This window comes from Streptomyces sp. NPDC020807, from assembly GCF_040641575.1.
In the GTDB taxonomy this organism is placed as follows: domain Bacteria; phylum Actinomycetota; class Actinomycetes; order Streptomycetales; family Streptomycetaceae; genus Streptomyces.
Window position 1 is genome coordinate 431,180 of sequence record NZ_JBFADU010000001.1, and the last position, 26,757, is coordinate 457,936.

Annotated in this window: 26 protein-coding genes; 4 read left to right on the forward strand and 22 right to left on the reverse strand. The window is 70.3% G+C overall.

The features are described 5' to 3' along the window. Positions 1 to 8 precede the first annotated feature (8 nt). The gene (locus AB0G79_RS02080; protein WP_360798633.1) at positions 9 to 5,303 is read left to right on the forward strand and encodes a DUF5979 domain-containing protein; all 5,295 of its coding nucleotides are present in this window, start codon (positions 9 to 11) and stop codon (positions 5,301 to 5,303) included. A gap of 113 nt (positions 5,304 to 5,416) precedes the next feature. On the opposite strand, the gene AB0G79_RS02085 is transcribed toward AB0G79_RS02080, so the two are convergent. From AB0G79_RS02085 to AB0G79_RS02095, 3 genes are all read right to left on the reverse strand, one after another. Further along, entirely contained in the window at positions 5,417 to 6,250 is an 834-nt protein-coding gene (locus AB0G79_RS02085; RefSeq protein WP_360798636.1) for an alpha/beta hydrolase, read from the reverse strand. Positions 6,251 to 6,348: 98 nt separating this feature from the next. Beyond that, entirely contained in the window at positions 6,349 to 6,924 is a 576-nt protein-coding gene (locus AB0G79_RS02090; RefSeq protein WP_360798639.1) for a YdeI/OmpD-associated family protein, read from the reverse strand. A gap of 82 nt (positions 6,925 to 7,006) precedes the next feature. Then, the gene (locus AB0G79_RS02095) at positions 7,007 to 8,422 is read right to left on the reverse strand and encodes a helix-turn-helix transcriptional regulator (protein ID WP_360798641.1); all 1,416 of its coding nucleotides are present in this window, start codon (positions 8,420 to 8,422) and stop codon (positions 7,007 to 7,009) included. 229 nt (positions 8,423 to 8,651) lie between these two features. On the opposite strand from AB0G79_RS02095, the gene AB0G79_RS02100 reads away from it, so the two are divergent. Next, on the forward strand, positions 8,652 to 9,464 hold the full coding sequence (locus AB0G79_RS02100; protein WP_360798644.1) for a DUF4232 domain-containing protein: 813 nt from the start codon (positions 8,652 to 8,654) through the stop codon (positions 9,462 to 9,464). Between the two features lie 291 nt (positions 9,465 to 9,755). On the opposite strand, the gene AB0G79_RS02105 is transcribed toward AB0G79_RS02100, so the two are convergent. The 18 genes from AB0G79_RS02105 to AB0G79_RS02190 form a co-directional block, all read right to left on the reverse strand. Further along, on the reverse strand, positions 9,756 to 10,412 hold the full coding sequence (locus tag AB0G79_RS02105) for a contact-dependent growth inhibition system immunity protein (RefSeq protein ID WP_360798646.1): 657 nt from the start codon (positions 10,410 to 10,412) through the stop codon (positions 9,756 to 9,758). A 13-nt stretch (positions 10,413 to 10,425) separates the two neighbouring features. Beyond that, positions 10,426 to 10,725 carry an RNase A-like domain-containing protein gene (locus AB0G79_RS02110; protein WP_360798649.1) on the reverse strand — a complete coding sequence of 100 codons (300 nt, stop codon included), beginning with the start codon at positions 10,723 to 10,725 and terminating at the stop codon, positions 10,426 to 10,428. Positions 10,726 to 10,762: 37 nt separating this feature from the next. Next, positions 10,763 to 11,323: a hypothetical protein gene (locus tag AB0G79_RS02115; RefSeq protein WP_360798652.1), complete on the reverse strand. Its 561-nt coding sequence runs from the start codon at positions 11,321 to 11,323 to the stop codon at positions 10,763 to 10,765. A 27-nt stretch (positions 11,324 to 11,350) separates the two neighbouring features. Then, positions 11,351 to 13,120: an RNase A-like domain-containing protein gene (locus AB0G79_RS02120; protein ID WP_360798655.1), complete on the reverse strand. Its 1,770-nt coding sequence runs from the start codon at positions 13,118 to 13,120 to the stop codon at positions 11,351 to 11,353. Next, positions 13,120 to 13,425, reverse strand: coding sequence for a WXG100 family type VII secretion target (locus AB0G79_RS02125; RefSeq protein WP_360798658.1), 306 nt, complete (start codon positions 13,423 to 13,425; stop codon positions 13,120 to 13,122). The genes AB0G79_RS02120 and AB0G79_RS02125 overlap by 1 nt, the downstream gene beginning before the upstream one ends. Positions 13,426 to 13,444: 19 nt before the next feature. Beyond that, the gene (locus AB0G79_RS02130) at positions 13,445 to 13,846 is read right to left on the reverse strand and encodes a WXG100 family type VII secretion target (protein WP_360798662.1); all 402 of its coding nucleotides are present in this window, start codon (positions 13,844 to 13,846) and stop codon (positions 13,445 to 13,447) included. A 377-nt stretch (positions 13,847 to 14,223) separates the two neighbouring features. Continuing rightward, positions 14,224 to 14,802 (reverse strand): hypothetical protein, encoded by a 579-nt coding sequence (locus AB0G79_RS02135; RefSeq protein WP_360798665.1) that lies wholly within the window; start codon positions 14,800 to 14,802, stop codon positions 14,224 to 14,226. 182 nt (positions 14,803 to 14,984) lie between these two features. Then, on the reverse strand, positions 14,985 to 15,563 hold the full coding sequence (locus AB0G79_RS02140) for a hypothetical protein (RefSeq protein WP_360798668.1): 579 nt from the start codon (positions 15,561 to 15,563) through the stop codon (positions 14,985 to 14,987). 210 nt (positions 15,564 to 15,773) lie between these two features. Next, positions 15,774 to 16,478 carry a hypothetical protein gene (locus AB0G79_RS02145; RefSeq protein ID WP_360798671.1) on the reverse strand — a complete coding sequence of 235 codons (705 nt, stop codon included), beginning with the start codon at positions 16,476 to 16,478 and terminating at the stop codon, positions 15,774 to 15,776. A 174-nt stretch (positions 16,479 to 16,652) separates the two neighbouring features. Continuing rightward, complete coding sequence (locus tag AB0G79_RS02150; protein ID WP_360798674.1) at positions 16,653 to 17,069, reverse strand: restriction endonuclease; 417 nt, start codon at positions 17,067 to 17,069, stop codon at positions 16,653 to 16,655. 198 nt (positions 17,070 to 17,267) lie between these two features. After that, a complete protein-coding gene (locus tag AB0G79_RS02155; protein WP_360798677.1) occupies positions 17,268 to 18,254 on the reverse strand; it encodes a hypothetical protein in 987 nt (328 codons plus the stop codon). Between the two features lie 604 nt (positions 18,255 to 18,858). Continuing rightward, on the reverse strand, positions 18,859 to 19,335 hold the full coding sequence (locus AB0G79_RS02160) for a hypothetical protein (protein ID WP_360798680.1): 477 nt from the start codon (positions 19,333 to 19,335) through the stop codon (positions 18,859 to 18,861). A 437-nt stretch (positions 19,336 to 19,772) separates the two neighbouring features. Beyond that, entirely contained in the window at positions 19,773 to 20,093 is a 321-nt protein-coding gene (locus AB0G79_RS02165; RefSeq protein ID WP_360798683.1) for a hypothetical protein, read from the reverse strand. Beyond that, positions 20,093 to 21,484, reverse strand: a complete 1,392-nt coding sequence (locus tag AB0G79_RS02170) for a hypothetical protein (protein WP_360798686.1) — start codon at positions 21,482 to 21,484, stop codon at positions 20,093 to 20,095. The genes AB0G79_RS02165 and AB0G79_RS02170 overlap by 1 nt, the downstream gene beginning before the upstream one ends. Next, entirely contained in the window at positions 21,481 to 21,921 is a 441-nt protein-coding gene (locus AB0G79_RS02175; protein ID WP_360798689.1) for a hypothetical protein, read from the reverse strand. Before AB0G79_RS02175 ends, AB0G79_RS02170 begins: the two co-directional genes overlap by 4 nt. 350 nt (positions 21,922 to 22,271) lie before the next feature. Beyond that, positions 22,272 to 22,832 carry a DUF5994 family protein gene (locus tag AB0G79_RS02180; protein ID WP_360798692.1) on the reverse strand — a complete coding sequence of 187 codons (561 nt, stop codon included), beginning with the start codon at positions 22,830 to 22,832 and terminating at the stop codon, positions 22,272 to 22,274. Positions 22,833 to 23,020: 188 nt separating this feature from the next. Then, on the reverse strand, positions 23,021 to 24,232 hold the full coding sequence (locus AB0G79_RS02185) for a PP2C family protein-serine/threonine phosphatase (protein WP_360798695.1): 1,212 nt from the start codon (positions 24,230 to 24,232) through the stop codon (positions 23,021 to 23,023). Positions 24,233 to 24,368: 136 nt separating this feature from the next. After that, a complete protein-coding gene (locus tag AB0G79_RS02190) occupies positions 24,369 to 24,641 on the reverse strand; it encodes a hypothetical protein (protein WP_200424869.1) in 273 nt (90 codons plus the stop codon). Between the two features lie 227 nt (positions 24,642 to 24,868). Between AB0G79_RS02190 and AB0G79_RS02195 the strand changes: the two genes are divergently transcribed. Both AB0G79_RS02195 and AB0G79_RS02200 read left to right on the forward strand, forming a co-directional pair. Next, a complete protein-coding gene (locus tag AB0G79_RS02195; protein WP_360798698.1) occupies positions 24,869 to 25,393 on the forward strand; it encodes a DUF5994 family protein in 525 nt (174 codons plus the stop codon). A 240-nt stretch (positions 25,394 to 25,633) separates the two neighbouring features. Continuing rightward, a complete protein-coding gene (locus AB0G79_RS02200; protein WP_360798701.1) occupies positions 25,634 to 25,975 on the forward strand; it encodes a hypothetical protein in 342 nt (113 codons plus the stop codon). A 313-nt stretch (positions 25,976 to 26,288) separates the two neighbouring features. Here AB0G79_RS02200 and AB0G79_RS02205 read toward each other — a convergent pair whose 3' ends face one another. Continuing rightward, entirely contained in the window at positions 26,289 to 26,510 is a 222-nt protein-coding gene (locus AB0G79_RS02205) for a hypothetical protein (protein ID WP_360798704.1), read from the reverse strand. Positions 26,511 to 26,757 lie beyond the last annotated feature (247 nt).

The window sequence follows — 26,757 nt, forward strand, 5'->3', positions numbered from 1 at the left end:
ACGGTTCCATGCCCCCACGTCGGACAGCACGAGGCCGTGCCCGACTGACCCTAGGAATAGCCACCGCGCTGAGCCTGCTCTGCGCCGCCCCGGCCCCGGCCGTGGTGGCGGCGGCGGGCGCGGCGTCCGACGACCCCAGGAGCGTGGTCGGTCTCAAGAAGACCAACGACACCGGGGGCGAACCGCTGGAACCCGGCGACGAGTTCGTCTACACGCTCCAAGCCCAGTGCTCGGGCCTGACGGTGGACTGCGTGGGCTTCACCGTCACCGACACCCTCCCCGAGGGGCTCGACGTGACGAGCCTTCCCAAGTCCACCACCACCCGCCAGGTCTCGTACGACGAGACCACCCGCAAGCTGGTGATCGTCTACACCCAGCCGCTCGACAACCCGCCGGGCACGACCGGCCTGGAGGCCGGCCAGGCCGGCACGGTCGAGATCGGGATGCGCCTCCCGGTGAACACGGGACACGAGGACGGCGCCACGATCACCAACACCGCCCAGGCGACCGCCGACAACGCCGACCCGAAGAGCGCGTCCAGCGACGTCACCGTCTCCGTCCCGCTCGTCGTCGACCCGGTCACCACCAAGACCTGGGAGGACGGCTCGGCCGTCGCGGGGACGAACGAGGAGTCGACGGTCACCCTCGGCGTACGCAACAACTCCTCGTCATCGGCGCGGGTCACCGAGCTTTCGGTCAAGGACGACAGCGCGGACGCCTTCGAGTACTTCGACCTCGTCTCCGCGACCGTGACCCGCTTCCCCGCCGGCGCCGACCGGGCGCACCTGGTGGTCACCACGGCGGACGGCGCCACCCGCACCGGCCGCACGGTCTCCACGACCGGGGCGCTGCCGCTGCCCGCCGGGGTGGACCCCGAGGACGTCACCGGCGTCGAGGTGGTCTTCACCGACAGCTCCGGTGACCCTCTGCCGTACGACGCGGACGGCGGGACCGTCGAGCTGAAGCTCGAACTGCGCGACACCAAGCGGTCGGACGACTCGCCGCTGCGGCCCGCCGACAAGCTCGTCGTCGAGAACTGCGCCGTTTCCTCGGCCGAGGAGGCGACGAAGGGCACGGTCGCCGGGAAGCCGGCCTGCGACACGTACGACGTCCTGCCGGACATCCTCGTCCTCACCGGTACCAAGAAGTACTTCCCCGACACCGACGGCGACTTCACGCAGGAGACCGGCGAACACGCCGTGCTCGGCGAGAACTCACCGGTCAGCACCACGGTCGACGTCACGAACGGCTCGCCGTTCCCGGTGCGGACGATCACGGTCACGGAGCCGGACTCCAGCGGAAGCGTGACGAGCGAGTTCGCCAAGCTGGACGTCGAGTCGGTACGGATCCGCCTCCCGGAGGGCGCGACGAAGGCCGTCCTGACGGTCACGTACGCCGACGGGACCTCGACCTCTGCCCCGTACACCGAGAACACCACGGTCCACGTGGCCGAGGACGGCACCGCCGTCACCAGGGCCGAGGTCGTCTACACGGGTGTGGACGGCGACGGGAACCCGACCATCGCGCCGGGCGCCACCGCCGGCCTCGACCTGCACGGCACCCTCACCGGCGACGTCACCGCCGAGGACCTGCCCACCGGCTCCAGCCCCGGCGTCTCCAACTGCGCCGGCTTCGCGGGCGACGCGGGCCGCACGGACGGCAGCGGCACGGCCACGGGCACCGCCTGCGAGACGCTGCCCGTCGAGTCCCCGAACACCGCGGGCGCGGGCGAGAAGACCGTCGACCAGACGGACGTGCCGCCGGGGCAGCCCGTCGGCATGCACCTGAGGTTCACCAACAACGGCAACAAGCCGCTGGTGAACCCGGTCCTCACCGACCCCTCGGCGGACGCCGACGGCAAGCCGGCCGGCGAGAGCCCCTTCGACGTGCTGCGGATCGACTCCGCGAGCGTCCGCCCGTCCTCCGCGCCCGTCGGCCTCGGCCTGTGGGACCCGCGGGCAGGGGGCGGCGCGGGCGCCTGGGTGCCGTACAACACCGCCGACATCGAGGTCCGGCACCGCGCCACGGGCATCCGGGCCGTGTACGACGGCAACATGCCCCCGCAGTCCACCTTCACCGTCGACCTCGTCACCGAGCGGCGCGAAGGAGTGGAGAACGGCGTCCAGTTCAGCAACTGCTACTCGATCACGGCGGGGGGCGACTACGTCCCCGGCGGCAACGTCTGCTCCCCGCAGCTGACCACGGGCCCGGCCTCCGACTCGGCCTCGCTCAACAAGTCGATCAACCCGGGCGAGCTCCCCGAGCACGTCCCCGGCCTGCCCCGTCAGACCGCCAGCACCACGCTCACCATCCGCAACACCGGCAACATGAGCGCGCAGTTCCTCGAAGTCACCGACCTCGACGAGGACTTCTTCGACGCGGTCGACCTCACCGGCATCACCTCGAACCAGATGCCCGAGGGCGCCGACCGCGTGAAACTCGACGCGTACGTGAACGGGGCCTGGGCCGAGGGCACGCCCGCGACCTCCGCGGCCCTCCCGTCCGGCGTCGACCCCGCCACCGTCACCGGCCTGCGCGTCACCTACACCTCCACGAGCACCGCCAACGACGGCTACACGATCACCCCGTGCGCCAGGGCGAGCTGCGACGGCGTCCTCGTCTTCACCGTCAGCCCCCGCCCCGCCCTGCGGAGCAACGGACAGCCCGTCCCCTCCCACCTGGAGGACACGGCGAGCGGACGCTTCCTCACCAAGGTCGAGGACCCCTCGACGCCCAAGGAGATCGCGCCGGTCGACGCGACCCTCGACCTCGTCGAGGGCGATCCGGTCCTCACGGTCGGCAAGTCCCCGGACTCGGCCATCGCACCCGGCGAGGACGCGCCCTTCTACCTGAAGGTCACCAACACCGGTACGGCCGACGTCCCGGGCCTGCTCGTCAAGGACGTCATGCCGCGCGGCATCGCCTTCCTCGACTCCTTCCAGGGCGACGGCGGCCAGCCCTTCGAGGTCATCGACACCCAGGTCCCGGCGGGCACCCCGCCCGTCCCCTCCCCGGTCTTCACCGCCGCCCACGACGACGGCCGCATATCCGGCCTGAGCTGGGACTTCTCCAAGGACGCCGACGGGAAGCCCTGGGTGCTCGCGCCCGGCGCGACCCTCACCATCGAGATCCACGTGACCCTGGAGGCCGGCATCAACGCCGGTGACGTCGTCACCAACACCATGGGCGCGACCTCCTCCGACCCCGACACGGCCTGTGAAGGCCCCTCCGCCGAGGACGACACCTTCGGCGACGGCCTGTACTGCGTGGCCTCGGCGAAGCTGACCGCCAAGGCCGGCGCCGCGTTCGCCGCCCGCAAGTGGGTCGCCGGCAACGACGACCTGGGCTGGTACGACCAGCGCAGAGGCCGGGTCGTCCCGGTCGGCGACGCGTCCTGCGCCACGGTCCGGGACGCGGCCGGTCGCTCGTACACCACCGCCCCGTGCGTCGCCCTCGTGAACCCGGGCGACCGCTACCACTACCTGCTCCGCATCCAGAACTCCGGCACCGAGAACGGGACGGCCATGCGGATCGTCGACCGCTTCCCCGTCCGGGGCGACAAGGGCGTCATCATCGACACCGACCGGGGCACCGCCTGGGACAAGCGCCCCACGCTCGCCTCGCGCCCGGAGCTGACCGGCCCCGGCACGCTGACCGCCGCGTACGAGAACGACGAACCCCTCTGCACCGACGACCTCGCCATGGGCGGCGCGGGATCGAGCGCCCCGCGGTGCGCCTCCGGCACCTGGGACGACCCCTTCGGCCCGCAGGCCGCCGGCACGCGCCTCGACCTCGCGTTCCCGACCGCGCTGCCCCCGGGCGGCACCGTCGACATCACGTACGCGATGGACACCCCGCTCGACGTCGCCCGCGACGGCGACCCGACGATCGCCTGGAACTCGTACGCCCACAACGAGACGACGGACCGGTCCGGCACGCCCCGCGTGCTCCAGCCCAACGAACCGATCCAGGTCGGCGTGGCCCTGGCCTACGGCGGCCTGAAGCTGACGAAGGCACTCGGCGCGCACCCGGAGGCCCTGACCCAGGAACTCTCCGAAGCCGCCTTCCCCTTCCACGTCACCTGCGTCGTGAAGCCGCAGGACCGGCCGGAGCGCACGGTCCTCGACGAGGACCACGACGTCTCCGTCGAGAAGCCGGTGACGATCACCGCTCTGCCGGCCGGCGCGGAGTGCGAGGTCTGGGAGAAGAACGCGCGGGGCGGCAGCTCGAACCACCCCGAGAGCGACCCGCTCGCGATCACGATCAAGCCGGGCGTGGGGAGGCCCTCCCTCCAGACCGCCGAGATCACCAACACGTACCTCTTCGGAGAGCTGAAGCTGGTCAAGGCGCTCGACGGCGACGCCGCCGAGTACGCCGAGGACCGCGTCTTCACGGTCGACGTCTCCTGCGCGCTGCCGACGGCGGCGGGCGGGCCGGGCGACGAGATCCTCCGCGAGACGTACGAGCTGACCGCCGGCACCCCGGTGACGATCAAGTCCCTTCCGGTCAACACCCGGTGCTGGGCCGAGGAGATCGACACGGGCGGTGCGGCGGAGGCGGTCGTCGACCACGGCACGGCCGACAACCCGGTCGTGATCACCGCCGACGGTTCCGGTGACACGGCGACCATCACGGTCACGAACACCTTCCCGGCCGCGCTCGTCCAGGTCACCAAGCACGTCGTGAACGGCGGCGCGGGCCCGTACGCCTTCGCCCTCGCCTGCACGACCGACCAGGGCGACGTCCCGCTCGCGGCGGAGGACGGCTCCTTCGCGCTCTCCGACGGCGAGACCCGCGAGATCACCGTCCCGGACGGCGCTACGTGCACGGTGACGGAGACGGACGTCCCCGACGGCGACACGGTCACCTACGCGGCCTCCGACGGGGGCACGGACGGCGAGGTCACGGTGGACGGGAAGGCGACGGTCGACGTGACCAACACCTTCGCCGCCCCGCCGACGCCGACCCCGACACCGACCCCCACGCCCACCCCGACGGACCCGACGCCGACGGCACCGGTGACCCCGACCCCGACCCCGACCCCGACCCCGACGGACCCGGCCCCGACCCACTCCCCGACGCCGACCCCGACTCCGTCGGGGAGCACGGCGCCGACCCCGGCCCCCGGGCCGAAGCAGGGCGGCGGCGGTGAGGGCGGAGGCGGTGGAGACCACTCCACCGACGGAGGCAGGCTCTCCGACACGGGCGCGGGTCCGTGGTCCCTCCTCGCGGCCCTGGGAGCGGCCCTGGCCCTGATCGCGGGCCTGACCCTGTTCCGCCTCACGCGCCGCCGCGGCGACTGACGGAACGAACCAACCTCGATCGAGGGAACGAAGGCCCAGGTCGTCACCGACCTGGGCCTTCGGGCTTCAGCCCGTCAGACACCCCTGTCTGACGGCGCCGTCAGACGACTCCGTCAGACGACCCCGTCGAGGAACGACCCGATCAGCCGCCCCACGGCCTCCGGCCGCTCCAGGTGGACGTCGTGCCCGGCGCCGGGGAAGCTCGCGGCCTCGGTGCCGGGCCGGCGGCGGAGCATCTCGTCGATCTCCGCGGACGGCACGAAGCCGGACTGCCCGAGGAGCGCGAGGGTCGGGCAGGTGATCCGCGACCACTCCTCCCAGAAGGAGCGACGGGCGTTCTCCGCCAGCGAGTCGACCATCACGTCACGGTCGAAGCGCGGCCACCAGCCGCCGTCGCGCTCCTCCAGACCGGCCGCCCAGCCCTCGCCGACGGTGCCGCCGCCGAGGAACGCGACGGCGGCCTCGCGGGACGGGAACGGCACGGGCCAGGAGTCGAGCCACCCGCCGATCTCCTCCTGGACACCGAGGTTCGGTCCGCCGGGCCCGGCCTCGACGAGGACGAGCGCACGGAAGAGAGCGGGGTGCGCGGCGGCGGCGAGCAGCGCGGTGTGACCGCCGAGCGACTGACCCACCAGGACGGGATCCCGCAGCCCGAGCCGCTCGCACACGGCGACGACGTCCGCGACGTACGCGGCGCGCGAGACGTCGGCCGGCCGCCGCTCGCTCGCCCCGTGCCCACGCTGGTCGACGGCGACGACCCGGTGCCGGGAGCTCAACCGGGAGGCGACGGCGTCCCATTCGCCGGCGTGCCCGGCGAGCCCGTGCAACAACACGACCTCCGCACCGCCGCCGGCCGGCCCGCCGCCGGTCGTCGCGTCCGGCGCTCCCCAGTCCCGGCAGACGAGCCGGACCCCGTCCCGGACGACGGTCCGTTCCGACCAGCTCATGCGTGCTCCTCCGGGGTGGATGTCATGATCGTCGGATCATAGGAGAGGGAGGACGGGGTCATGGCGCCCGCCGGTCCCGCGCTCCCGTCCCTCATCCCTCACGGGTGGGGCCTCTCGCCCTTCGCCAGCATCGACACGAACTGCTCGATGCGGCGGGCGCGGGTCTCGGGCCTCTTGGCGTCCTGGACGCGGTACAGGATCGCGTACCGGTTCGGACCGTCGAGGGTCTCGAAGAAGGCGGCCGCGGCGGGGACGCCGGACAGGGCGGCGGCGAGGTCGTCCGGCACGGTGGCGGTCCGCGGGCTGTCGTAGGCGGCTTCCCAGCGGCCGTCCGCCTTGGCGCGGTCGACCTCGGCCTGGCCGGACGGACGCATCCGGCCCTGGGCGGTCAGGGCCTCCGCCTTGCCCCGGTTGATCTTCGACCACCGGCTGCGGGGCCTGCGCGGAGTGAATCGCTGGAGCCACCACTCGTCGTCGAACTTCGCCTTCTGCCCGTCGATCCAGCCGTGGCAGAGCGCCACGTCGAGGGCCTGCGCGTAGTCGAGCGCGACGATCCCGGGCCCCTTCTTCCGCAGCTTGAGCCAGATCCCCGTCGACGTGGCGTGGTGGTCCCGGAGCCACGCCTCGAACTCCTCGGCGGATGCGAACGCGACGATCTCCCGGTCCTGGTCCATGCCGCCAGCGAACCACAGACGAAGGCGGCGCATCACCCTCTGGACCGGGTTCGCCTGGTCGACCCCTCATCCACGGGTGGGTTTACTGGGGGTCCGGAAGCCAGGCGTTGTTGCCTTCGTCGTACCAGTAGCCGCGGTCGGCGTTCAGGGCGACCGTGCGGAACGGACGGCCGTGGTCGTCGATGCGGGTGGTGCCCTTGCGATCGCCACTGCTCCAGGCCAGCTCCAGGTACCAGCTGACGTCCTGGCCGAGGGTGGAGGCGTCGATGTTCAGCACCTGGGGGTCGGTGGCGGAGACCTTGTACGGGAAGTCGGTCGAGGACGTCGGACGCTCGCCCTCCTTGCCGGGTACGGGCCTGGCCCTCGGAGAGGGGTCGTCCAGGTCCACGGCGAAGGACGCCGGCACCAGGGCGCCGCCGCAACCGGCGCCCATGGTGTACGCGTTCCAGGCGGGAGCCTTGCGGCCGCTCAGGACATGGACGTACAGCGCGTGCAGGACCGCGGCCTTGCTCTCGGTGCCCTGGACGGTCAGCTGCATGCGCAGGTGACCCGCCGGGACGGCGTTGAGGGCCCGGGCCCACCCCTCGGTCGCCTGCCCGGCGGGGGGCGGGGGGACCGTGCCGGGAGCCTTGTCCAGGGCGAACCACTGGTCGCAGGGGGTGTCCCAGTTGTCGGGCAGGACGTTGACCGTGAACGGGGCGGCGGGGGAGGCCCCCGCCCTGGCGGCGGACCGCGAGGCGGACGCGGTCGCCCCCGAGGCGGACGCGGACGCCCCCGAGGGGGACGACGGTCCGGAGGCGGACGGCTGAACGGCTTCGTGACGCGTGGCCCCGCGACCGGTGTCCCCCATGGAGGAGACGGCGGCGGCGGTCCCGGCCACCACGGCGGTGGCCACGGTGGCCGCGACGGCGAGCAGCAGCCGAGGACGCCGGGGCCCCGACACGGAGGCCCGGACGTCGCTCGGCCGGACAAGGACGGCGGGGGACTGCGCGAGCACCGCCGGGCCCACCGCCGGTGCCGCCGCCGGCATCGGGGCGGGTGCGGGTGCGGGTGCGGGTGCGGGTGGCGGTGCGGGTGCGAGTGGCGGTGCCGGTCGGAGGCCGGGGTCGGTCTCCGACTGCGGCCGGGTTTCGGGAGTCTCCCCAGCCACTCCCGCCGATGCGGGCGCCATCCCCGCCGAGGCGTCGCCGCCCCCAGGCGCCGTGGCGCCTGCCGACCCCGACGCCGGGGCGGGCGCCTCCGCCGCCCCCTGCCGCCGCTCCACCAGTGCCAGCAGCCACTGCTGATGCAGCGCGAGCAGCTCGTCGGCCGAGGCACCGCAGACCCGCGCGAACCGCTCCACCGGGGCGTAGTCCGTGGGCACCGCCGCGCCGCTGCAGTAGCGGTGCAGCGTCGAGTTGCTGGAGTGCAGACGCTTCGCGAGCGTGCCGTAGCTGCGCCCCGAGCGCTCCTTGAATCCGCGCATCAGCTCCGCGAACCGTTCCGTCTCCGTGGCCATTCCACCCTCCCCCTCGTTCCGGAAGCACGTTCCAGGGTCGCCCGATCTCCCTGGTGAGAGGGGTCGGGAGCGTTCCAGGGTTCCAACTATCCCGGTCGGGACGCCACTGGGACGAAACCGGCCCCACAGTTGCGTCATCAGCCGACCGGAACGGCGGCTCCACCCCACGTCTCGTCAGGCGGCAAGCGAGTCCCCCGTCCGACGACCGCACCGATACGGAGAGTCCCTCATGCGCAGCTACCGAGTCCGCACCACCGCCCTGGCCGCCGTCACCGCCGGTCTCGCTCTGGCCCTGACCGCCTGCGGCGGGTCGGACAGCGCCGGCGGGCCGACCGCGAATCCCGCCGCGGCCAAGGGCGCGGACCAGCAGGCCTCGACCGCGACCGAGAACCCGCCCGCGGAGGACGCCTCCGCGGTCCCCGCCGCCGCCCCGTCCGCGGAGTCCAGCACGGCCACCGCGTCGGGCACGACCTCCGCGTCGGGCAAGGCCACCGCGTCGGGCACGACCTCCGCGTCGGCCACGACCGCCGCGTCGGGCAGCAAGGCCGCCGCCACCCCGGCGAAGGCCCGGTCCGGCGCCCAGAGCAAGGGGGACACGACCGGCGACTCCTACGCCTACACCCACCCCTGCTCGGCACGGAACCTGACCGTCAGGGTCGGTTCCTCGACGGGCGCACCGGCCACCGTCCGCGTCATCGCCGTGACCAACAACGGTTCCACCTCCTGCGGTCTGGACTACTTCCCCACCGTCGGTTTCAGCGCCAAGGACAGCGCGCTCGGCCTCCAGGCCACGCCCCCCGGCGGACTCGGCGGCGCCCCGGCGTACCCGGTGCGCCCCGGCGCCACCGCCTACGCGGCCGTGAACCTCAACCCGTCCGGCGGCAAGGGCCCCGTGGCCGACGAGATCAACGTCCTCGCCGACGGGCAGCACATGCCGAACGCGGACGGCGTCAGCCTCCGGCTGGCCAAGCCGGGCAGCGTCGCCAACCCGAAGGTCGGCCTCTACCGCACCAGCACCCGCGCCGCGCTGACCGCCTTCTGAGCACACTCCGAGCGGACTCCGAGCGGACCTCCGGAAGGAGGTCCGGCCAACGCGAAAGCCCCAGGTCTCTGACCTGGGGCTGGAAGAGCGGAAGACGGGAATCGAACCCGCGCCATAAGCTGGGGAATCACCCGGTACTTGACCTCATGTACAACATCTGACCTGCGCAAACGTTCGGTGAGGGCTTGGCCCCGGCGGCTTCCTCTAGGCCCTTGGTGACCGCTGTTCACCGTCCCTACTGGCACGTTGTGGCACGGCCCCCGTACCTCACCATCGGTCACCAGTACCGGATCAGTCGGCGGAAAGCGTCGTCGCCACCGACTGGAACCAGGCCCCGTGGGAGAACGGCTCGGGTGGTCCGACCTCCATGCCGAGTTCGGCGGCGGCGAGGGCGTAGTCGCTCTCGTCCAGGGGGAGGGCGAGCAGTTCGTGGAGTTCGCCCACGAGGCGGGCGATCAGTTGCGGGTGGGTGGTGGCGGCGTAGTCGGCGAGGGCGGCTTCGTGGTCGGGGAACTCGTCGACGATGTCCTGCGAGAACCATCCGCCGAGCAGTTGCCCGGTCTCGGGGAAGCGCGCGTGCCACTCCCAATGCGTCTGCGGGGACGCCGGCTCGGGGACGTCGCCGTCCTCGACGCTCTTCTTCAGGTGGTCGGCCAGCACCATCAGCCAGTCGCCGATCTCCGACTGGGGCATCCCGGTGTCGGGGATCGCGTAGAACTCGCCCAGCTCGCGGCGAATGCGCCCCGGAGGGTTGCGGCTGTACTCGCGCAGCTGGCGCTCCGCCTCCGCGATGGCCGAGGGGCGGGTGTGCCAGGTGTGCCGGAGGTACGCCTCCAGCGCGCGGCTGCGCCGCTCCGGGGTGTCGTCGGCCGGCTGACCCAGGTACGCGCGCACCACCTGGTCGAGCTCGCCGTACCGGCGGTCGTGTTCGAGGGGCTTCATGGACATGTGCGTGCGGCCCCTACAGGTAGAACGGGACGGTCGTGTGGACGACGAAGCCGTACGGGCTCGACGGGTCGCGGCGCAGGACGACGCGCGCCGCGCGGACGTCGACGGGGCCGCGTCCGGCCAGCAGGTCGCCCTCCAACTGGACCCGGCCCACGGGTTCCTCTCGGGAGGGCCAGGCGGCCTCGATGGCGAGACGGGCCCGGGTGCCCTGGGCGAGCCAGCGGTGGATGGCCTGCTCGTTGGCGGTCACCACCTGCTGGGTGGCCCAGTGGGTGGTCTCCCGGTCGGAATACGTCGCAGCTCGCGTCAGCACCAGGGCATCCTTTCAAATCGCCTGCCCAGCAGCTGGTTCAGTAGTCGGAGAAGTTCCAGAAGATGGCGACCTCGGTGTCCGATACGACGATCAGACCGCAATCCTCGGAGTAGACGCTGAGCGGGCTGTATCCCCAGTTCGGTGTCGTGAAGTCGAGCGTCCCCGGTAGCCGGCCGGGCCGGTTGACGTTCGTGTGAAAGGTGGCCTGCTCCCCGTATCGAGCGAGGACCGTCCGCGCCATGGCCCGCAACTCCTCCTCGGTCTCTGTGAAGCGCTTCAGGTTGGACAGCGTGCAGCAGTCGTCGGTGAGCGCCAGAAGAAGGTTCTCGGCACTGTCCCGGTCGATCTCCCGCAGGCGCACCCGGATGTAGTCCGGTGAGTGGGCGACGAACGGGTACGTGGGGGAGGCCTCGCGCTCCGGGTCCTGTGCCGCGTCATCGAGACCGGCCCAGCCCCGTGGGTCCGGGACTCGTGCCATGAGGGCGAGGACATCGAGGACCCAATCCTCGTGACGACGTGGGCCAGTGGCGTCGTACGGGTACGCATCCTCGTACAAGTGGCGTACAGCGCTTTCCCAGACGGCTTGGTCGACGGACATGTGGTGCCGGCCTTTCTTGGCGGGACGCTAGGACTTGGAGGGCATCGAGGTCATGACGGTGAACGGCGGAGTACGGCTGCTGTCGTACCGAATTCGCGTGTCGATGCCCGTGACGTCGTATGCCTTGGCATTGATGCCGCCCTGCTTGTACCCGGACAGCGGGTCGTTCGGGTCCACCGGCTGCTTGCTCACGCTGCGGCCGCTGGTCTCGCCGTTGGGCGCAGTCGAGTAGAACGACTTGACTGCGCCGTCGGTCGCCGGCGGCGGCCCTTTGATCCACGCCTCGATGTTCGCCTTGTTCTTGTTGAGGTTGTACTCGGTCAGGTCCTCCGCCCGCCGGTAGTTCGGGAAAGCCGAAGAACCGCTGGGCATCGGCTTGCCATGGGGCCATGCCTGCGTCGGACCGCCCGACTGCTGGTCACGCAGGCGCTGCGCCAGCTGCTCGTCCGTCTTGCCGACGTGCTTGTCCAGCGTATGGCCGTCCGCCATGTATTCGTTGGCGGCCAGGTTCAGGTCGTAGTTCCCGTGGGAGTCGACCTTCAGCCAGAGCTGTGAACCCTTGAACTCTTCCAGGGTCCGTGTACCGAAACCGTGGGCCCGGGCCACACCCGCTTCGAACTTGGGGGCGCTTAGGTACGCCTCGTCCAGAGGGCCCTTCAGCGCTTGCATGCGCGTGGTCAGCCCGTCCAGGATGCCGGTGTACCTGTTGACGAAACTGTTCAGCTTGGCCGTGTTGATGTTCAGTACGGATTTGATGTCGAACGAGAGAATCAGGCCCACGCCCTTGCCGAGCACGGTGGTGACGGAGCCGAGGAGGCTCTTGGGGTCCTTGGGTCTGGCGAGGTCTTCTATGGCCTCCTTGGCGGCCTGCACCATGGCGCGGTGGACTTCGTCCTCGACATCGCGGTTCAGGTCGACGGCGGCTTCCGCGTACTCACGCAGGATCGTGGCGATGTCGTCCGCCGCGTCCTTCAGTACGGCCAGGACAGGCTGGCTACCGGTGGGAAGACGGGGCGTACCCGGCCCGGAGTTGGCGGTCTGTGCCCATTGATAGCCGTGCCGCTGCTGACCCCACGCCGTTCCTCCCCACAGGGCGCTGCAGAAGGTCCGCATGGCGGCTTCCCAGTCGGCCTGCTGGTGGTTGGTGATGGCGCCGACGGCCTGGGTGAGCTGGTCCGCCCCCAGTGACGCGCAGATGGAGACGTTCATCCAGCTGTGGCACAGGGAGTTGAGGTAGTGCTGCTGCGGGTAGGGGAAGACGTCCGCCACCCTCCCCATCCGGAGCACGTTCCTGCACAGCGGCTGGAGGACGTCCCGGACGATCTCGGGGATACCTTCCATCACACGGCGCTCGAAGTCGTCGGCGCCGTCGGCGTCGCCCCACTTGATGTCCGGCACCCCTCCGAATGCCGGGTCCTTGTCGATGACCGCGGGGCGTGGGCGCTGCTCGGCCGCCGTCCCCGACTTGGGGTGGGCCGCCGCGTCCGCCCGCGTGTAGGCGTTGGCCGTCTCGGTGAACCCGACGGCTACGCCGCCGACACCGACCACGGACCGGCCCCAGACCTCCAACCAGCGGTCGCCGATTCTCTTGTACGCCTGAGCGAACCTCTGCGCCTCGGCACCCGCGCCGCCGGCATCCGGGTACGCGCGCAGTTCCTCCAGGAGTCTGTTTGCACCGCGCAGCAGGAAGTCCTGCTGCGCGGCGACCCGGCCGGAGACCGACCAGAGGTCGCCCGGCTTGACGTCGATGCCGCCGCTTCCGCCCGGTGACACGGCGGGAGTGGAGGGTCCGGCCATCAGGCTCCGCCTCCCCAGCCTTCGAGTACTGCCCTGTTGGCCGCGGCGTAGTTGAGGTGCCCCTTGGTCACGACCTCGTGGAGCCAGGCCTGAGCCGCCTTGAGGTCGTCCGCGGACCGGCTCCACTTGTCCAGCTCGTCGATGAACGCCTCGCGGGCCTCGCCGTCCCAGCTCAGGACGACCTTGGCGGCCCGCCCGTACAGGGTGTCCAGCTTCTCGTTGAGGGTGCGCAGGATGTCTTCCAGGTCCCCCGAAAGGCGTTGCAGGGTGGCGAAGTCGACGGTGATCCGGTCTTCGTCCGTCATGGTGCTGATCCCCTGTGGTTCAGACGTTCAGAATGCGGCTCTGCGGGCCGCCGGATTCTGTCCCGGATGCCGGATCGGGCACGGCGAGGTCGCGGGCGGCGGCGGACACGTCCTCGCCCTCCTGCATCTTCCGGATCCGGGCCAGGGCGTCGAGCTCCTGCTCGGTGAAGCCGTCGCGCGAGGCACGCATGGCGGCTTCGAGGAGAACCATCACCTGGCGGATGCGTACGGCGTCCTCGGCGACACCACGATGCAGCGACCGGTACGCGGTGGCAGTCGGCCCCTGCCAGCCCGCGGCGACCCGGTCGACGACTTCGTCCATACGACGGGTCTGCTGTTCCAGATGGCGCTGCATCTCGTCGAGGTCGTTCGCCAGCCTGGTGAGGCCGTCCTCTGAGACATCCAGATCGGCGTTCCGCACCCCGAGCCTCCGCTCGTACCCATGTTCCGCGACAGGTGTTCACCCTAGTAAGACGGCTCTTGTCGAGAGGAGGCAGGGGCCGTGAATTGGCCTGAACACGACGAAGCCCCAGGTCTCTGACCTGGGGCTTCGTGGAAGAGCGGATGACGGGAATCGAACCCGCGCCATAAGCTTGGGAATCACCCGGCACTTGACCATAGAAATGGCCGTTGACCTGCGGAAATCCTGGTCTGGGATCTTGTCTGCGTGCCTCGGGATGCTCTCCTGCTGACCGCTGTTACCCGCCCCTACTGGCACGTTGTGGCACGCCTCCACCATCGGCGGCCTGTGGTGGCGATCTGGCAGCGTGACATCCCGCTCGCTTCGCAGAAGACGTCTCAAGGAGGGGTGAGGGGGAGTCGCACCCGGGTCTGTTCGTTCCGTGTCGGGTCGTCGAGGATGACGACGAGGGCGGTCGGGGCGCTCGCAGTGGTGTGGGTCATGGCCGTGTAGGCGTCGAATGCCGGTACGGAGTCGGTCCGTCCCGACTCTTCGTGGGGCGGTGACTCGTCCCGGTACATGAAGACGGTCCGTACGGGCTGCGCCGGCCAGGGGTCGGTGAAGGCGGGCGCCCCCGGACGGCGGGCCGCGGTGGCGACGACGTGGGAGCCTTGAGGGGACGCGATGACCCCGCTGTGCCATACGACCCACTCCGCGTCCTCGTGCACGACGGCGGGCGGCAGCAACAGAGTGAGGTCACCCACCGCGTTCTCGAGGTCCTCGAGATCCGTCCGGTACTCACCTTCCTTGTCCGGCAGGACGACCTGGATGTCCCAAGGGCCGCCCGATTCGTGTCCGACATCGGGCGGGAGGATGACGTACGACAGTCGCGGAGCCTTGGACGTGGAGCCTAGGGCCGGATGTCCGGTCAACTCATCGGCGGTGACGCGGTACTCGCGGTCTCCGTGATCGGCCACGACCAGGATCGGTTCCGGTGCTGCGTCCTCATCCACCGGCATCGCCGACCCGACGAGCATCTCGACCCCGACGGGCGTCCGCGCGACAGACACCCAGACGGATCGGGATGAGGACCTGGAGTCGGCGTGGGTCGGGTCCTCGGATGTCGGGGTCCATCCGAACCCGAGGTGTGAGACCGCTGTCAGTTCGAGCATGCGAGCCGTACCGCCTCCGACTTGCCCCCCGTTTGGTAGGCGCCGTTCTGCGCGTACGCACGGGCCTCGGTGACGTACCAACGACCTGGTGACTGCTTGGCGCAGGACTTCACGGCCGTCGCCCTGGAAACCCGTGTGTTGTTCTCCCGGGCGGGGCTACGCACCCATCCGGTGACGGCTCGATCCGAGAACGTCGAACAGCTTCGGCTCAGCAGCCGGACCTCCAGCCACTCGGGTGCCCAGTCCGGGCGGGACTCACAGGTGTGGTCGGCATAGGCGTTGATCCGGTTCTCCGCGTCCAGTCGCGGCGGGTACGCGTGGACCAGGCAGACGAACCTGGTGGTTGGCTGGGTCAGTGTCGCCGGCGGTGGCTCGCTCTCCGCGAGCGCTCGCACGGCACGGTACTCGGTCGCGAGGTCCCTATCGGGCACCGATGCGGTGGTGACCAGCCCATTCACGCGGTCAGTGGAAAGCTCTTGAGTAGCCTGGGCACCGGATCCAGATCCGAGCGCAAAGATCATCGCGGCCGCCGGGGCCACGACCAGGGCGAGACTCTTCGGACGCACAGGCAGCTCCTTCCGGAGCGTATGTCGGGCGCATCAGGGCCGGGGGAGGCATCCCATAAGGGGTTGTCAGACCGATGCCCATTCCGAGGGCCACCGCCACCAAAGTCACTCTGACGGCGGGCCGCTTTCAGAGCCGTCCGTTTCCTCCGCAGGTCGGCTACGGAACCAGCAGGCAGAACCCTGCGTCGGCGTACTTGCCGTTGGCTCGGGTCAGCTTTCGTCGAAAGCGGCGGCCAGCGGGCGGGCCAGGCGGATCCGTCGTCTTATGTCGTCGGCCTCGGCATGGAGGCGACGGAAGAAGGAGGCGACGTGCTCGCGGCCGCTGGTTCCGGTTCGCCCTTCCCTGAGTCGGGTGAGGGACGCGTCGGTCTCCCTGAGCATGCGCTCCAGCGGCCGACTCGTGACCCCGTCCGCGGCGAGCGCGGCCAGTTCCTCGCGGGCTGACTCCAGGGTGTCGACCGCTGTTCGCATCAGTGGGGCACACATGGAGTGAAAGATGGCGATGTTCTCGAAGAGGAAGTCGATGTCCGCCTTGTTCACTCGCTGGAGGACGAGGATCTCCTCGAACTGCTTCACTCGGCCGACGAGGGCCAGCGCAGCCCGGTCGAGATCCTCTGCGGTCTCGTGCCGTTCGAGCGGCGTATGAGCGTCGAGGTCTTCGAAGTAGCCGGCGAAGAGCGCGTTGAGGCTGGCGGCGGTCCCGGTCACGCCTCTGAGGAATGCTTCGACGGATTCCCTGCGGGCGCCGATGCCCTCGTCTGCCAAGCGCCGGATCTCGCCGGCGGCGAACTCCACACGGCGAAGATCCAGTTCGACCTCATAGAAGGCGGCCGACGCCTCTCGCAACGCCGCCTCGGCCCTCACGAGCGCCTCGTCCCGTTCTCTCTTCTTCCGCCCCCACGGCCACATCTGCACACCCCTTTCCGATGTGCGCGGATCATGGCACGGCGGGTGAGGTGCGAGGCCCGGTGGGGTCGGGGGCGGCCGCCGAGGCGTCGACTGCCCTCGAAACCCGACGGGTCGGTCGAAGGTCGGTCGAAGGGGCGGTGCTGCATGAACGCACCTCCCCTTCGACTCGTTCGAGACGTTTCAGCGGGCAGCGGGTCTCCTGGATGGTGGTACCGCTTGCAGCAGGTCCCACGGCGGGTCGGAGCCGACAGCCCATCGTGCGAGGAGGTGCCGGTCAACCAGGTGCAGGCGCTGTGACTCGGCGAAGTCGGGGGCCTTCTTGGAGAAGCGACCGTTGGTGAGCATCACGATGACATCGCCGTCGTGTACCTGGCGGCCGGTGCCCTTCACGTCGGCTCCGTTGTCGCCGCTTCCGCCGACTTGCCGGGCATCCTGAAAGCCGTAGCGTCGCATCAAGTCGCGGATGGCGTATTCGAACTGGGTGTAGCCCAGGCCATCCAGATGCTCAACCAGGTAGCGAAGACCCTGCAGGCGGACCTGCTCCCGGCGATTCGTCTCCCGCCGCACGAGGACAAGGGCGACACCTGCCCCGGCCATGAGGGGGACCGGAAGGGCGAGAACCCAGGGGTGGTCGGCCAGCCAGGACGACCTGCGAGAACATGCTCAGAGGTAGTGGTTCCCCGGCGCCTCGTGACACCCGTGTTGACCGCTGTTCGCTGTCCTGAAGGGCACGGATGGGGCACGGGGATGGGGCACGCCTTCGGGCGTCGCTCACGCCCGAACCGCCGTTGCCTCTCACGCGCGGTGGTGGGTCCGGACGTCGCAGCGGAAGAGGGTGCGGGAGGAGGCGTCGGCGGTTCGGGCGTGCAGCAGGATGCCGGTGGTGGGGTCGATCGTGAACTCGCAGGTGAGGTCTTCCTCCGGGGCCCAGGCACTGAGGGGGAAGGCCCGCAGGGGTCGGACCGTGGCGCGGAGGGAGTCTGGACCGGAGGGGTCGGCATGGGCGAGATGGGACACGATGCGGGCTGGGGTGAGGAGTTCGGCGAGCCTGGCGGCGGCGGGGGCGGTCTGGTCACTGCGGTAGTCGCCGCTGACGTCCGTGGTCAGGGTGGCGCCTGGGCTCAGGACGGTGACGGTCCACCAGCGTCGGGAAGGCAGTGAGGCCGGTGTCAGAGGCTCGCCGATGTCGGGTGTGGCGTCGACCTCGGCGCGAAGCCGCACCGGGTCGAGCCGGCTGGTTGCCATCCGCGCGAGCACGGCCCGCGCTCCCCCTTCGTACGGAACGGGAGCCGGGCACGTGTCGATGGAGGTACGAGTGAGCCGGAGTTCGCCACTGCGGAAGCAGCCGTGTGCGTCGAAGGCGTGGGCGCGCAGCAGCATGCCCGTACGGACATCGACGGTGACGGCCAGGCGGGCCGCGCCCGGGGGGAGCCACGGGTCGTCGGGGGCCGCCGATTCCGGGTCGGGGGTGAGGACGACGTCGATGGCGGGCCGTTCGCCGTGCCAGGTGAGTCGTCCACCCGTAATGCCGGCCACCGCGCTGACGAGCCGGGCCGGATCCGTGAGCGCGAGACACGGATCCACACCGATGGAGACATCCCGGCGCAGTTCCGCGGTCGAAGCGTCTTCGAGTGACTCCCGGGCGGGCGGTTCCGGCTCCCTGCCGGCGAAGCGGACGGCGCTGTGTGCCCCGTACCGCCCGGCGACATCCTGCGCCACTCGGTGTTGGGCCGACTCGGCCACGGCGTCGAACCGGACGTTCTCGGCGGCGGCGGCGGCCATCCTGGCAAGGGCCCACCTGGCTGCCCGGTCCGCATCCGACGCGATTCCGCTCAGGGGGTGGGAAGCTGCCACGACGCCCATTTCTCCGTCTGCCCAGGCCCGCCGGAGGGCCACTGGACGTACAGAACGCGATACGGGTAACCGGCAGGCGCAGGATCCACAGTCTCGACCCGCCACCGGTCAGGGGCGATCCGAGTGATCCGACAACCGGGGTCGCTGATGCCGTCACCGCATGCCAGGACCGTTTGGTTCGCCGAGTCCTCCCTGGGGACGCCCCTCTCGTCCAGGGCTTTGTGGACCATGAAGGAGGCGTACCAGGGCTGCGCCGGTCCCGTGACCTCGACACTCAGTCGATCGCGGCCCGCACGGCGATCACGCTGCCACGTGAGCCGGCTCGGGGGAGTCTGCGAGTCCCCGTCTTCCCACTGGCGGGCCATCAAAGGGAGGGGCGTGGCCAGGTGGGTGTCCCGTGCGGTGGGCATCAGGAGCGAGGCAGGTGACTGCGGGACGGTGCGAGGCGGGACGTCTCGCTCACCGCTGTCGCACGCACCGAGCATCGGCAGCGCACATAGACCGACGACGAATGCCACGACACGGCTCGGTCTCAGTGCTCTGTGCACGTGATCTCGCTGTCGTTCTGGTTGTAGACGTGTGCTTCGGCCTTGCCCTGAGGGCCGGAGACATAGAACCGGGCTTGGCCCTTGTATCGGTACTTCGTCCCGGCCTTGCAGCTCTTGGGGGCCACCACACGCAGGGACCGGGTGTTCGCCTTGCTGCCCTTGGCCGTCTTCAGCTGCTCCCAGCCGTACCAGCGCGAGCGCGAAAGGCTTCCTTCGGTCGAGACGTTCGGAGCGGTCATCCTGCACTTGGTGTCGAAGTGCACGTTGATGGTGTACTCCGTCGTGTGGGAAGGGTGGGGGTAGTCGACCTCCCCCTCGCAGAGGTACGGCAGCTTCGGTGCCTTGGTGTGGGTGCCGGCTGTCTCCGCGAGGCCAGCGGTGTATCTCACGGCGTCTCCCGTCTCTACGGCAGGGCCGTCCGCGATGGCGCTGCCCGTCGCCCAAAACAGCTGGATCGCCATGACGGCCGAGACTGTGCCAAGAAACCTGCGCGGAGTTGTCATGACGCTCCGATTCCATCTGACGGCCGTGCGGCCGAAGCTGGCGTTCTTTCTTGTATAGCTCCTTCAGCGTGACCACTGCTCCGCACACTCTTCCCGATGCCCCGAAAGCAGTAGCCAGCAGTCGCGTAGGGCCACCCGACCCGCGGAGCGGCGAACGGGGAGGCAACGACGAAGCCCCAGGTCTCTGACCTGGGGCTTCGTAGAAGAGCGGATGACGGGAATCGAACCCGCGCTATAGGCTTGGGAATCACCGTCGCCCAGCTCGATCATTCCGCCTCTGACCTGCGGGAACATGCTCTGGTGGCACTCATCCCACAAGCTCTTGGACACCCGTGTCGACCGCTGGTGTCCGTCCTGAAGGGCACGGTTGGGGCACGAGATGCGGACGCCCGTCCTCACACCCCGACTGCCCACCGGGCGGCTGCGACCGCGCCCAGGAGGAGCGGTGGGGCGAGCCACCAGGGGCCCATGGCGCGACGGATCGACGGAAGCAGAGTGATCAGCAGGGCGAGTCCGCTCGCGACGATGGCGAGGACGCAGGACAGCTCGATCCCGGCCTGCGCTTCGTCGTCCCAGCTGCCTGCGGGCCGGATCGTGAGGGCCGTGTACACGAACCATGCGGCGATCGCGTGGAGGAGCACCAGCGGGACCGCCATGACCCACCGCAGACAGCCGTCGTCACCGGCCGTCCCGGCGACGTCGGGCCGATCGGACATCACTGGAGAGCTCCCTTGGCTTCGTCGAGGTTCTTGGTGAAGGCCCGTCCGTAGGCTTGGGCGTCATCGCCCTGCCAGTACGGTCCACCGTTGTACCGTGCCGCCAGTTCCTGGCGCTGCTCGGGCGTCATCTGCTCGGGGGGAACGTCGGCGAACTCGCTCTCGGCCTTGAGCTGGGCCAGGTACTCCGCGGCGATGAAGATGTTCTGCCCCGGGTCCTGGAGGGACTCCTCCACGATGGCTCGCTGCTGTTCGGTCATGCTCTGGGGGTCGTAGCCGAGCACTTCGGCTCCGCGGCGCACCTGGATGGCGATGGGGCCGAAGGACGTCTCGTCCGGGGTTCCGCCGAGGCGCCAGGGGAGGTTCTCCGGGGAGACCGGGCTCAGTCCCCAGGGTGCGTCGGCCTGCTCGCGGATCGTGTCCGTGAGGTCGTCGAGGATGCCGGGCTGTCCACCGATCTCCTGCCAGGCGATCCCGGCAACCACGTCCGCCGGCAATCCAGAGTTCTTCGCCGCGGCTTGAATGATCTCCTTGTTCGCATTGATCCAGTCCTTCCGGTCCTGGCCCGACGCCGGCGGACTCCAGTAGCTGTCCTCCGCACCCGGCAGTGCGGACAACCGCGTCCGGATGTCCTGGAGTGTCGGCGAGACCGGGTTGGTGCCGACTCCTCCGGCGTAGTCCTGCTTGGGTGGGCTACCGGGAAGGTGGGTGAGAGGGTTGCTGCCGGCCTCCTTGGCCTCGCTCCTCATGGAGGCGATGGCCGACACGATGTCCACTCTTTGGATGGAGCCCAGGCGGAATTCGGGCAGTAGCTCGTACGCCTGGTTCAGCCCGTGCAGGCACAGGTCACGGGCTTCCTTCTCGGTCGTCCTGGCGAGGTGGAACGCACCTCCCGCCGCATCGTGGAGCCTGTTCGCCTCTTCCCGGATGTCGTCGACATCCATGGTGAGTTCGGCGAGGAAGTCGAGGACACCCGTGGTGGCTCGCATGTCCTCCCACTGACGCATGGGTTCGGCGTCCTGTGCCTCACGGGTGATCGCGGTGCCCTTGGTGCCGATGAGGGCGGCCAGGCTGCGCTCGTTGGCCTTGCCGTTCGAGTAGTGACTCTTCGCAGTCTCCAGCGCCCACGCATAGTTCCGCAGGGCGCTGGCAGCATGCCCGTAGCCCTCGGCGATGTGTTGCATGAGCTTGCGCCCCTCGGCGAGCCGAGACACGTAGTGCCGGCTTCCTTCGCTGTGCCAGTGGGTCTGCTTCTCCGCGCGCTCGGCCGGGGCGTCGACCTCGACCAGCATGTCGTGGAGGCGCTTGAACTCGTCGGCGTTCCGCTCGACGAGGGCAGGGTTGCAGCCTTCGAGGAACTCGACGTCCTTGCGGTAGCTCAGGCCGGTCACTTCGCCTCCGGTGCCACGTACTGGCCATCGCTCAGGACGTTGTCGAGGAAGCGGCGGGTGTTGGCGTCGTCCACGGCGACGAAGTCGGTCCCCGTGGTCTTGAGACGGGTGGCGAGCGCCGCGAGGAGCGCGACCGTGTCCAGGAACTGATCGTTGGCGAACCGTCCGAAACGCTCGACCTGGGCGGCGACTTCGGCGTGGGATCTCGGCGCGCGCGCCATGGTTCCGAGATCACCGTCGGGCCTGCCTTCGTGGAGGAAGCCCGCGATCTCGATCAGCAGGTTCGCGTTCCCGTTGATGGAGTCCGTGTTGTAGTCGAGCGTTCCGCCCGTGGTGGCACCGCCCCGATCCACGGGAAGCTGGTTGAGCCGCATGGCGGTCGGGCCGCCTAAAGACACATCGGCCTTCGCCCGGGCCCATTCGTCATCGAACGACACGCGTCCCCCTGCGGTTGTCGGTCTCTTGTACGAGTGACCGGCGAGGCTACCAAGGATCGCGGCCAGACCGTGGTGCGGAGGTGGCGCAGGGCGCCCTGAGAGGTCTGGACAACGACGAAGCCCCAGGTCTCTGACCTGGGGCTTCGTAAGAAGAGCGGATGACGGGAATCGAACCCGCGCCATAAGCTTGGGAATCACCGGCGCCGTCTCGATCATCTAGCGCCTGACCTGGGGAAACGCGCCCTTGCGGCGGCTTTCCGCCGGCCCGGTGGGCACCCGTTTCGACCGCTGTTCACCGCCACCAAGGGCACGGATGGGGCACGGGATCGGAGGGCGGGCCGCAGCAGGTGTCATCTCCGCACGCCGTGGGGCAGGTAGATCATGCGTGCCCCGACGACGGGGTGGGGGCGGAGCCGGGGCTGCGGGGAGGCGCCACCGTCCGTCTCCCAGGCGTCCTCACGGACCCCTGCCTCCCGCAGGAGACGACCTGTCTCGTGCTCCTCGGACATCAGGGAGCCGGTGGTGTGGATGTTGCCAGGGGCGGACGCGGCGGCCATCAGGCGCGCGGCGGAGGAGGGTTCGGTTTCCGGGGGGACCACGAGCAGGTCGCAGCGGCCGAGGTTGTACGAGAGCAGGATCATCGTGTCGGGGGCCTGGCCGGCGAACCAGCCCACGTGCACGGCGTAGCCGCCGACGGGGACCTTGCGCAGGGCGACCGGCCAGGGGGCCGGGTTCGCGGTGATGCGCGTGACGCGTCCGAAGCGGTCCCGCAAAGCCTCGACCAGGGGAAGCAGCTCGGTGGCGAGCTCGCGGGAATACGGCCACCAGGCGCCGTCCAGCAGTCCGGCCATGGAGGTGTTCGGGGTCAGGGCCAGGCGGGCCTGGCGGGTGGGAGCGGTGGTGCTGGTCATGAGACCGGGACCCGTCCCCGGGGCGCCCGGGGCGCCCCGGCCTAGTGAGCGCCGGGAACGACGTCCGCGTGAGAGCGGGTGTACGAGGTGCTCCCGGTACCTCCAACGTACTCCGCGCCGGAGCCGGACGGGGCGGCGGACCGGGCCGCTCTTTCGGCGGGCGGGGCCGCCGGAGAGCCGGGTCCCCGTCACCCGCGTCCGCGCCACTCGACGAGGACGAGGGTGGCGTCGTCGGTGGTGGCCCCGCCGCGGGCCCTTCTGAGCGTGTGGGAGAGGTCGCGTGCCACGGCCCGTACGTTCCGGTCGGCCCGGTCCAGTCGGTGGACCCGGTCGATCAGCTGGTCCTCGCCGAACTCCTCCTGTCCGCTCTCGTGTTCCTCGATCAGGCCGTCGGTGAAGCAGAGGATCCGGTCCCCGGGTTCGAGCGCCACCTCGCTGACCTGCGGCTGGTCTCCGCCGAAGCCGACGGGGAGGGTGGTGGGGCTGTCGAGGCGGCGTACGACGCGGTGCTCGCGGATCAGCATGGGGGCGGGATGTCCGGCGTTGACCCACTGGAGGCGGCCGGTGCCGGTGTCGAGCCGCAGCATCTGGGCGGTGACGAAGTGGTCGGGGGCGAACTGCTCGGCGACGGCCCGGTCCATGAAGAGGTAGATCTCGGAGAGTTCGACGCTGGTGCGGCGGGCGTGCCGGTACGCGCCGATGGTGACGGTCGCCATGGTCGCCGCGTCCAGGCCGTGGCCCATGGCGTCGATCACGGCGAGGTGGAGGACGTCGCCGTTCAGGGCGTAGTCGAAGCTGTCGCCGGCCACGTCGTAGGCGGGTTCCAGGACTCCGGCGACCGCGACGCGGGGCATCGTCATGGCCAGCGGTGGCAGGAGCGACCACTGGATCTCGGCGGCGACGCTCATCGCTTCGCCCCGGCGGGTGCGGAAGAAGAGGTCGGTGTAGCCGTTCTTGGTCCGGATGGCGTCGGCGGCCAGGGCCGCGAGCCTGCGCAGGAGGCGGCGGGCGTCGTCGTCGACCGCGTCCAGCGTGACGGCCAGGACACCGGCCTGGTCGCCCCCGTCCAGCAGCGGGACGTGGACCCGCACCCCCTCGACCACCGGCACCTCGACCGGACGCGAGGTGAGGAAGCAGCGACCGGCCGCCGAACCGTCGATGGGCAGGGGCCCGCCGTCCTCCAGCCCGTCCCCGGCCAGGGGGACCAGATTCTGCTGCCCGTAGTCCTGGAGCAGGATCCGCACCTCGCGGCCCCCGATCCGTGCGATCGCGTCGGCGAGGGCCGATCCGACCCGGTCGGGCGGCAACGCGTGGGCGTGGTCCAGGAGCCCGCCCAGCAGCATCTCCCCGAAGCTCTCCGAGCGGTCGGGGTGCCCGTCCTCGTGTGGTCCGACGGTCATCCGGGGGGGCCTCCAGGCGGGCGGGGCAACGCCCTCGTCCGGTGCCGGCGGGCCGATCCGTCGACATCGCGGTGCGACTTCCAGGATGCTCCGCGGCGACCGGGGCCGCCACGCACGCCGTAGGCTCCGCCCCTGGTCAGGATTCCTGGGAGTGGGGCCCCGTGCCGCTCGGGGGCCTGCTGGTGGCCAGCCAGGAACGGGCCGGTTCGGCGGTGCGGGCGGTGTCGACGGTGAGGTGGAGGCGGGTCCCTCCGCCGGGGGCGGGGTAGCTGCGCTGCTCCTCACCGGCGAAGCAGTGACGGAGGACATCGGCCACCATCCGGGCGGCGTCCGGGGTGGCGGCGACGATGCGGACTTCGGCGTACCCGGGCGGCGGCAGGGCTTCGGCTTCCGGCTCGTTGCGGTCCAAGGCGGCACCGTCCTTTCCCGTCGAAGGCAGGGCTGGTCAGGTCCCCGTACGTCCACGGTACGTCCGAAGACCCGCACCGACCGGTCCCCCGGCGGGGAGCGGCGCGTCCGTGGGTCCTCCCGGAGTACGGTGAAAGAACGGGGCCGTCGCCCCGCTCACCGGCCCGGCGTCCGCCGTGGCACCGGTCCGGGCGGCATCGGCGCCACCCGTGGACGGGCGGACCGGCCATGACCGACGCATACACCCCCTCCCCGCTGCGGCGCCTCCTGCCGTACGAGATCCACCGGGCCGTAGGACCCGGCACCGCGCTGCTCCGGCTGGAGACGACAGGGTCCCGACAGAGCCTCCTCGACGGCGCGTGGTGGCCGCGCTCGCGCGACGTCGAGCGGGAGGTCCCCCCGCTGATCACCGCCCTGACAGAACACCTCGGGCCCGTCACCCGAGTCGGCCTGGACGCCTCCGCCTGGAACGGCATCCCCACTCGCCTGACCGTCGACGACCGGGTCGTGCACCTCGACTCCTTCCCCGTCGGCGACGACACCATCCTGATCACCCGCGGCGACAACGACCACTTCTCCCTCATGGTCGTCCCGCCCGACACGACACCCGAGGCCGCCCGCACGGCCATGGCCCGCGCCGTCCACGCCGACAATGTCACCCAGGCCGCCGAGATCCTCCTCGCCGAACTCCCCCACACCGCGGCCCGGTCGGCCGGCACCGCCCCGGACAACAAACAAGCTCCAGGTCGCTGACCTGGGGTTTTGCTGTGGAGCCGATGGCGGGAATCGAACCTGAGCCAAAAGCTTAGGAATCAGCGACGCCCGGCTCGATCATCTGGGGTCTGACCTGTGGAAACGTCTTTAGTACGGCGTTGCTCGCCGATCCCGGGACACCCGTGTTGACCGCTGTTCGCCGCCCTGAAGGGCACGGATGGGGCACGCTGCCAGAGCCTGGAAGCGATCTACGTCGGCACCAGCACTGACAAGCCGGCCATGGCCGCGATCCCGGTCGGTTCTGCCATGCGCCGCTGTCTGGTGTTCGTTCGCTTGGACGGCGCGACGGTGAGACCGGGGCAGCTGGCCGCCCCCGAGCTTCCCGTCCGACCGGGGAGATGCCCCTCGTGTCGCTGTTTCCCGGCCCTGATCATCGTCGCGATCGCGCTCGGCATCATCGGTGCCGGCGTCGACGGGCTCCTCTTCCTGCTCTTCATCGGCATCATGCTGTTCGTGGCCGACCTCATCCATGCCGCCATGCGCATGCGCCGCTCACCGCCGCCTCGTCTGGTGACGCATCAGAGTCCGGGCCCGCACGGAGCCGCTCGGCGCACGCCGTAGATGGAGACGGAAACGGATACGCCTCGTCGCCCGACGCCGAAGCCGTCGTCACGGGTGGGGGCTAGCCTGCCTCGCGTCGAGCCGCACTCGTGCCAGAGGCGGACACTTGCGCGTCCTCGTCAAACAGGAAGGCTTCGATCTCCCCGAAGTCGGGCTCCTGGAAGAGATGTGTGGTGGGGTGCGGCGATGCTGCGGCGGCGCAGGGGGACGTCTCCACCGGAGCGGAGAACGGCGAGGTCAGGTCGATGAGAGGGGTCTTCTTTCTTGCGGGTCCGTGAGCGGATCTGGTGTGCCGTGACCGGGTACGGCGGTCCTACAGCTTGCTCATCTTGGCGTACGGACTCAGGATCCGCTCTTGCGTCGAACCGAAATCCACGAGCGCCGCTATCCCGCCCTCGATGCCGGTGACCCGGCCGAGGCCGTGCACGTCGTGTGTGACCTGGTCGCCTACGGCGAACTGCTTGGGGGGCGGCGTAACCGGGGCCTTGAAGGGGCTGGTGGGCAAGAAGCGCTTCGGTGCACTGGGCTTTGTCATTGCTGCCAGTATGCGCCCACGCGCATCAGTTGTGGCTGTTCATGTCCGCAGCACGTGGTAGCCGAGAAGGGGCTCGCCGAAAGGGTCCGCACAGGGCCCGTGCTGAGTGGGCTGCGCCGGTGGCGGACATGACGTCCGTGACGGGTCCGTGCCAGGAGGTGAGCTGCTCAAAGGACGGACAGGTGCCGGCAGTGCTCGGTGGCTCGTCGAATCCCCGACTTCCACGGACCCAGTCCTTTGCAGGCAG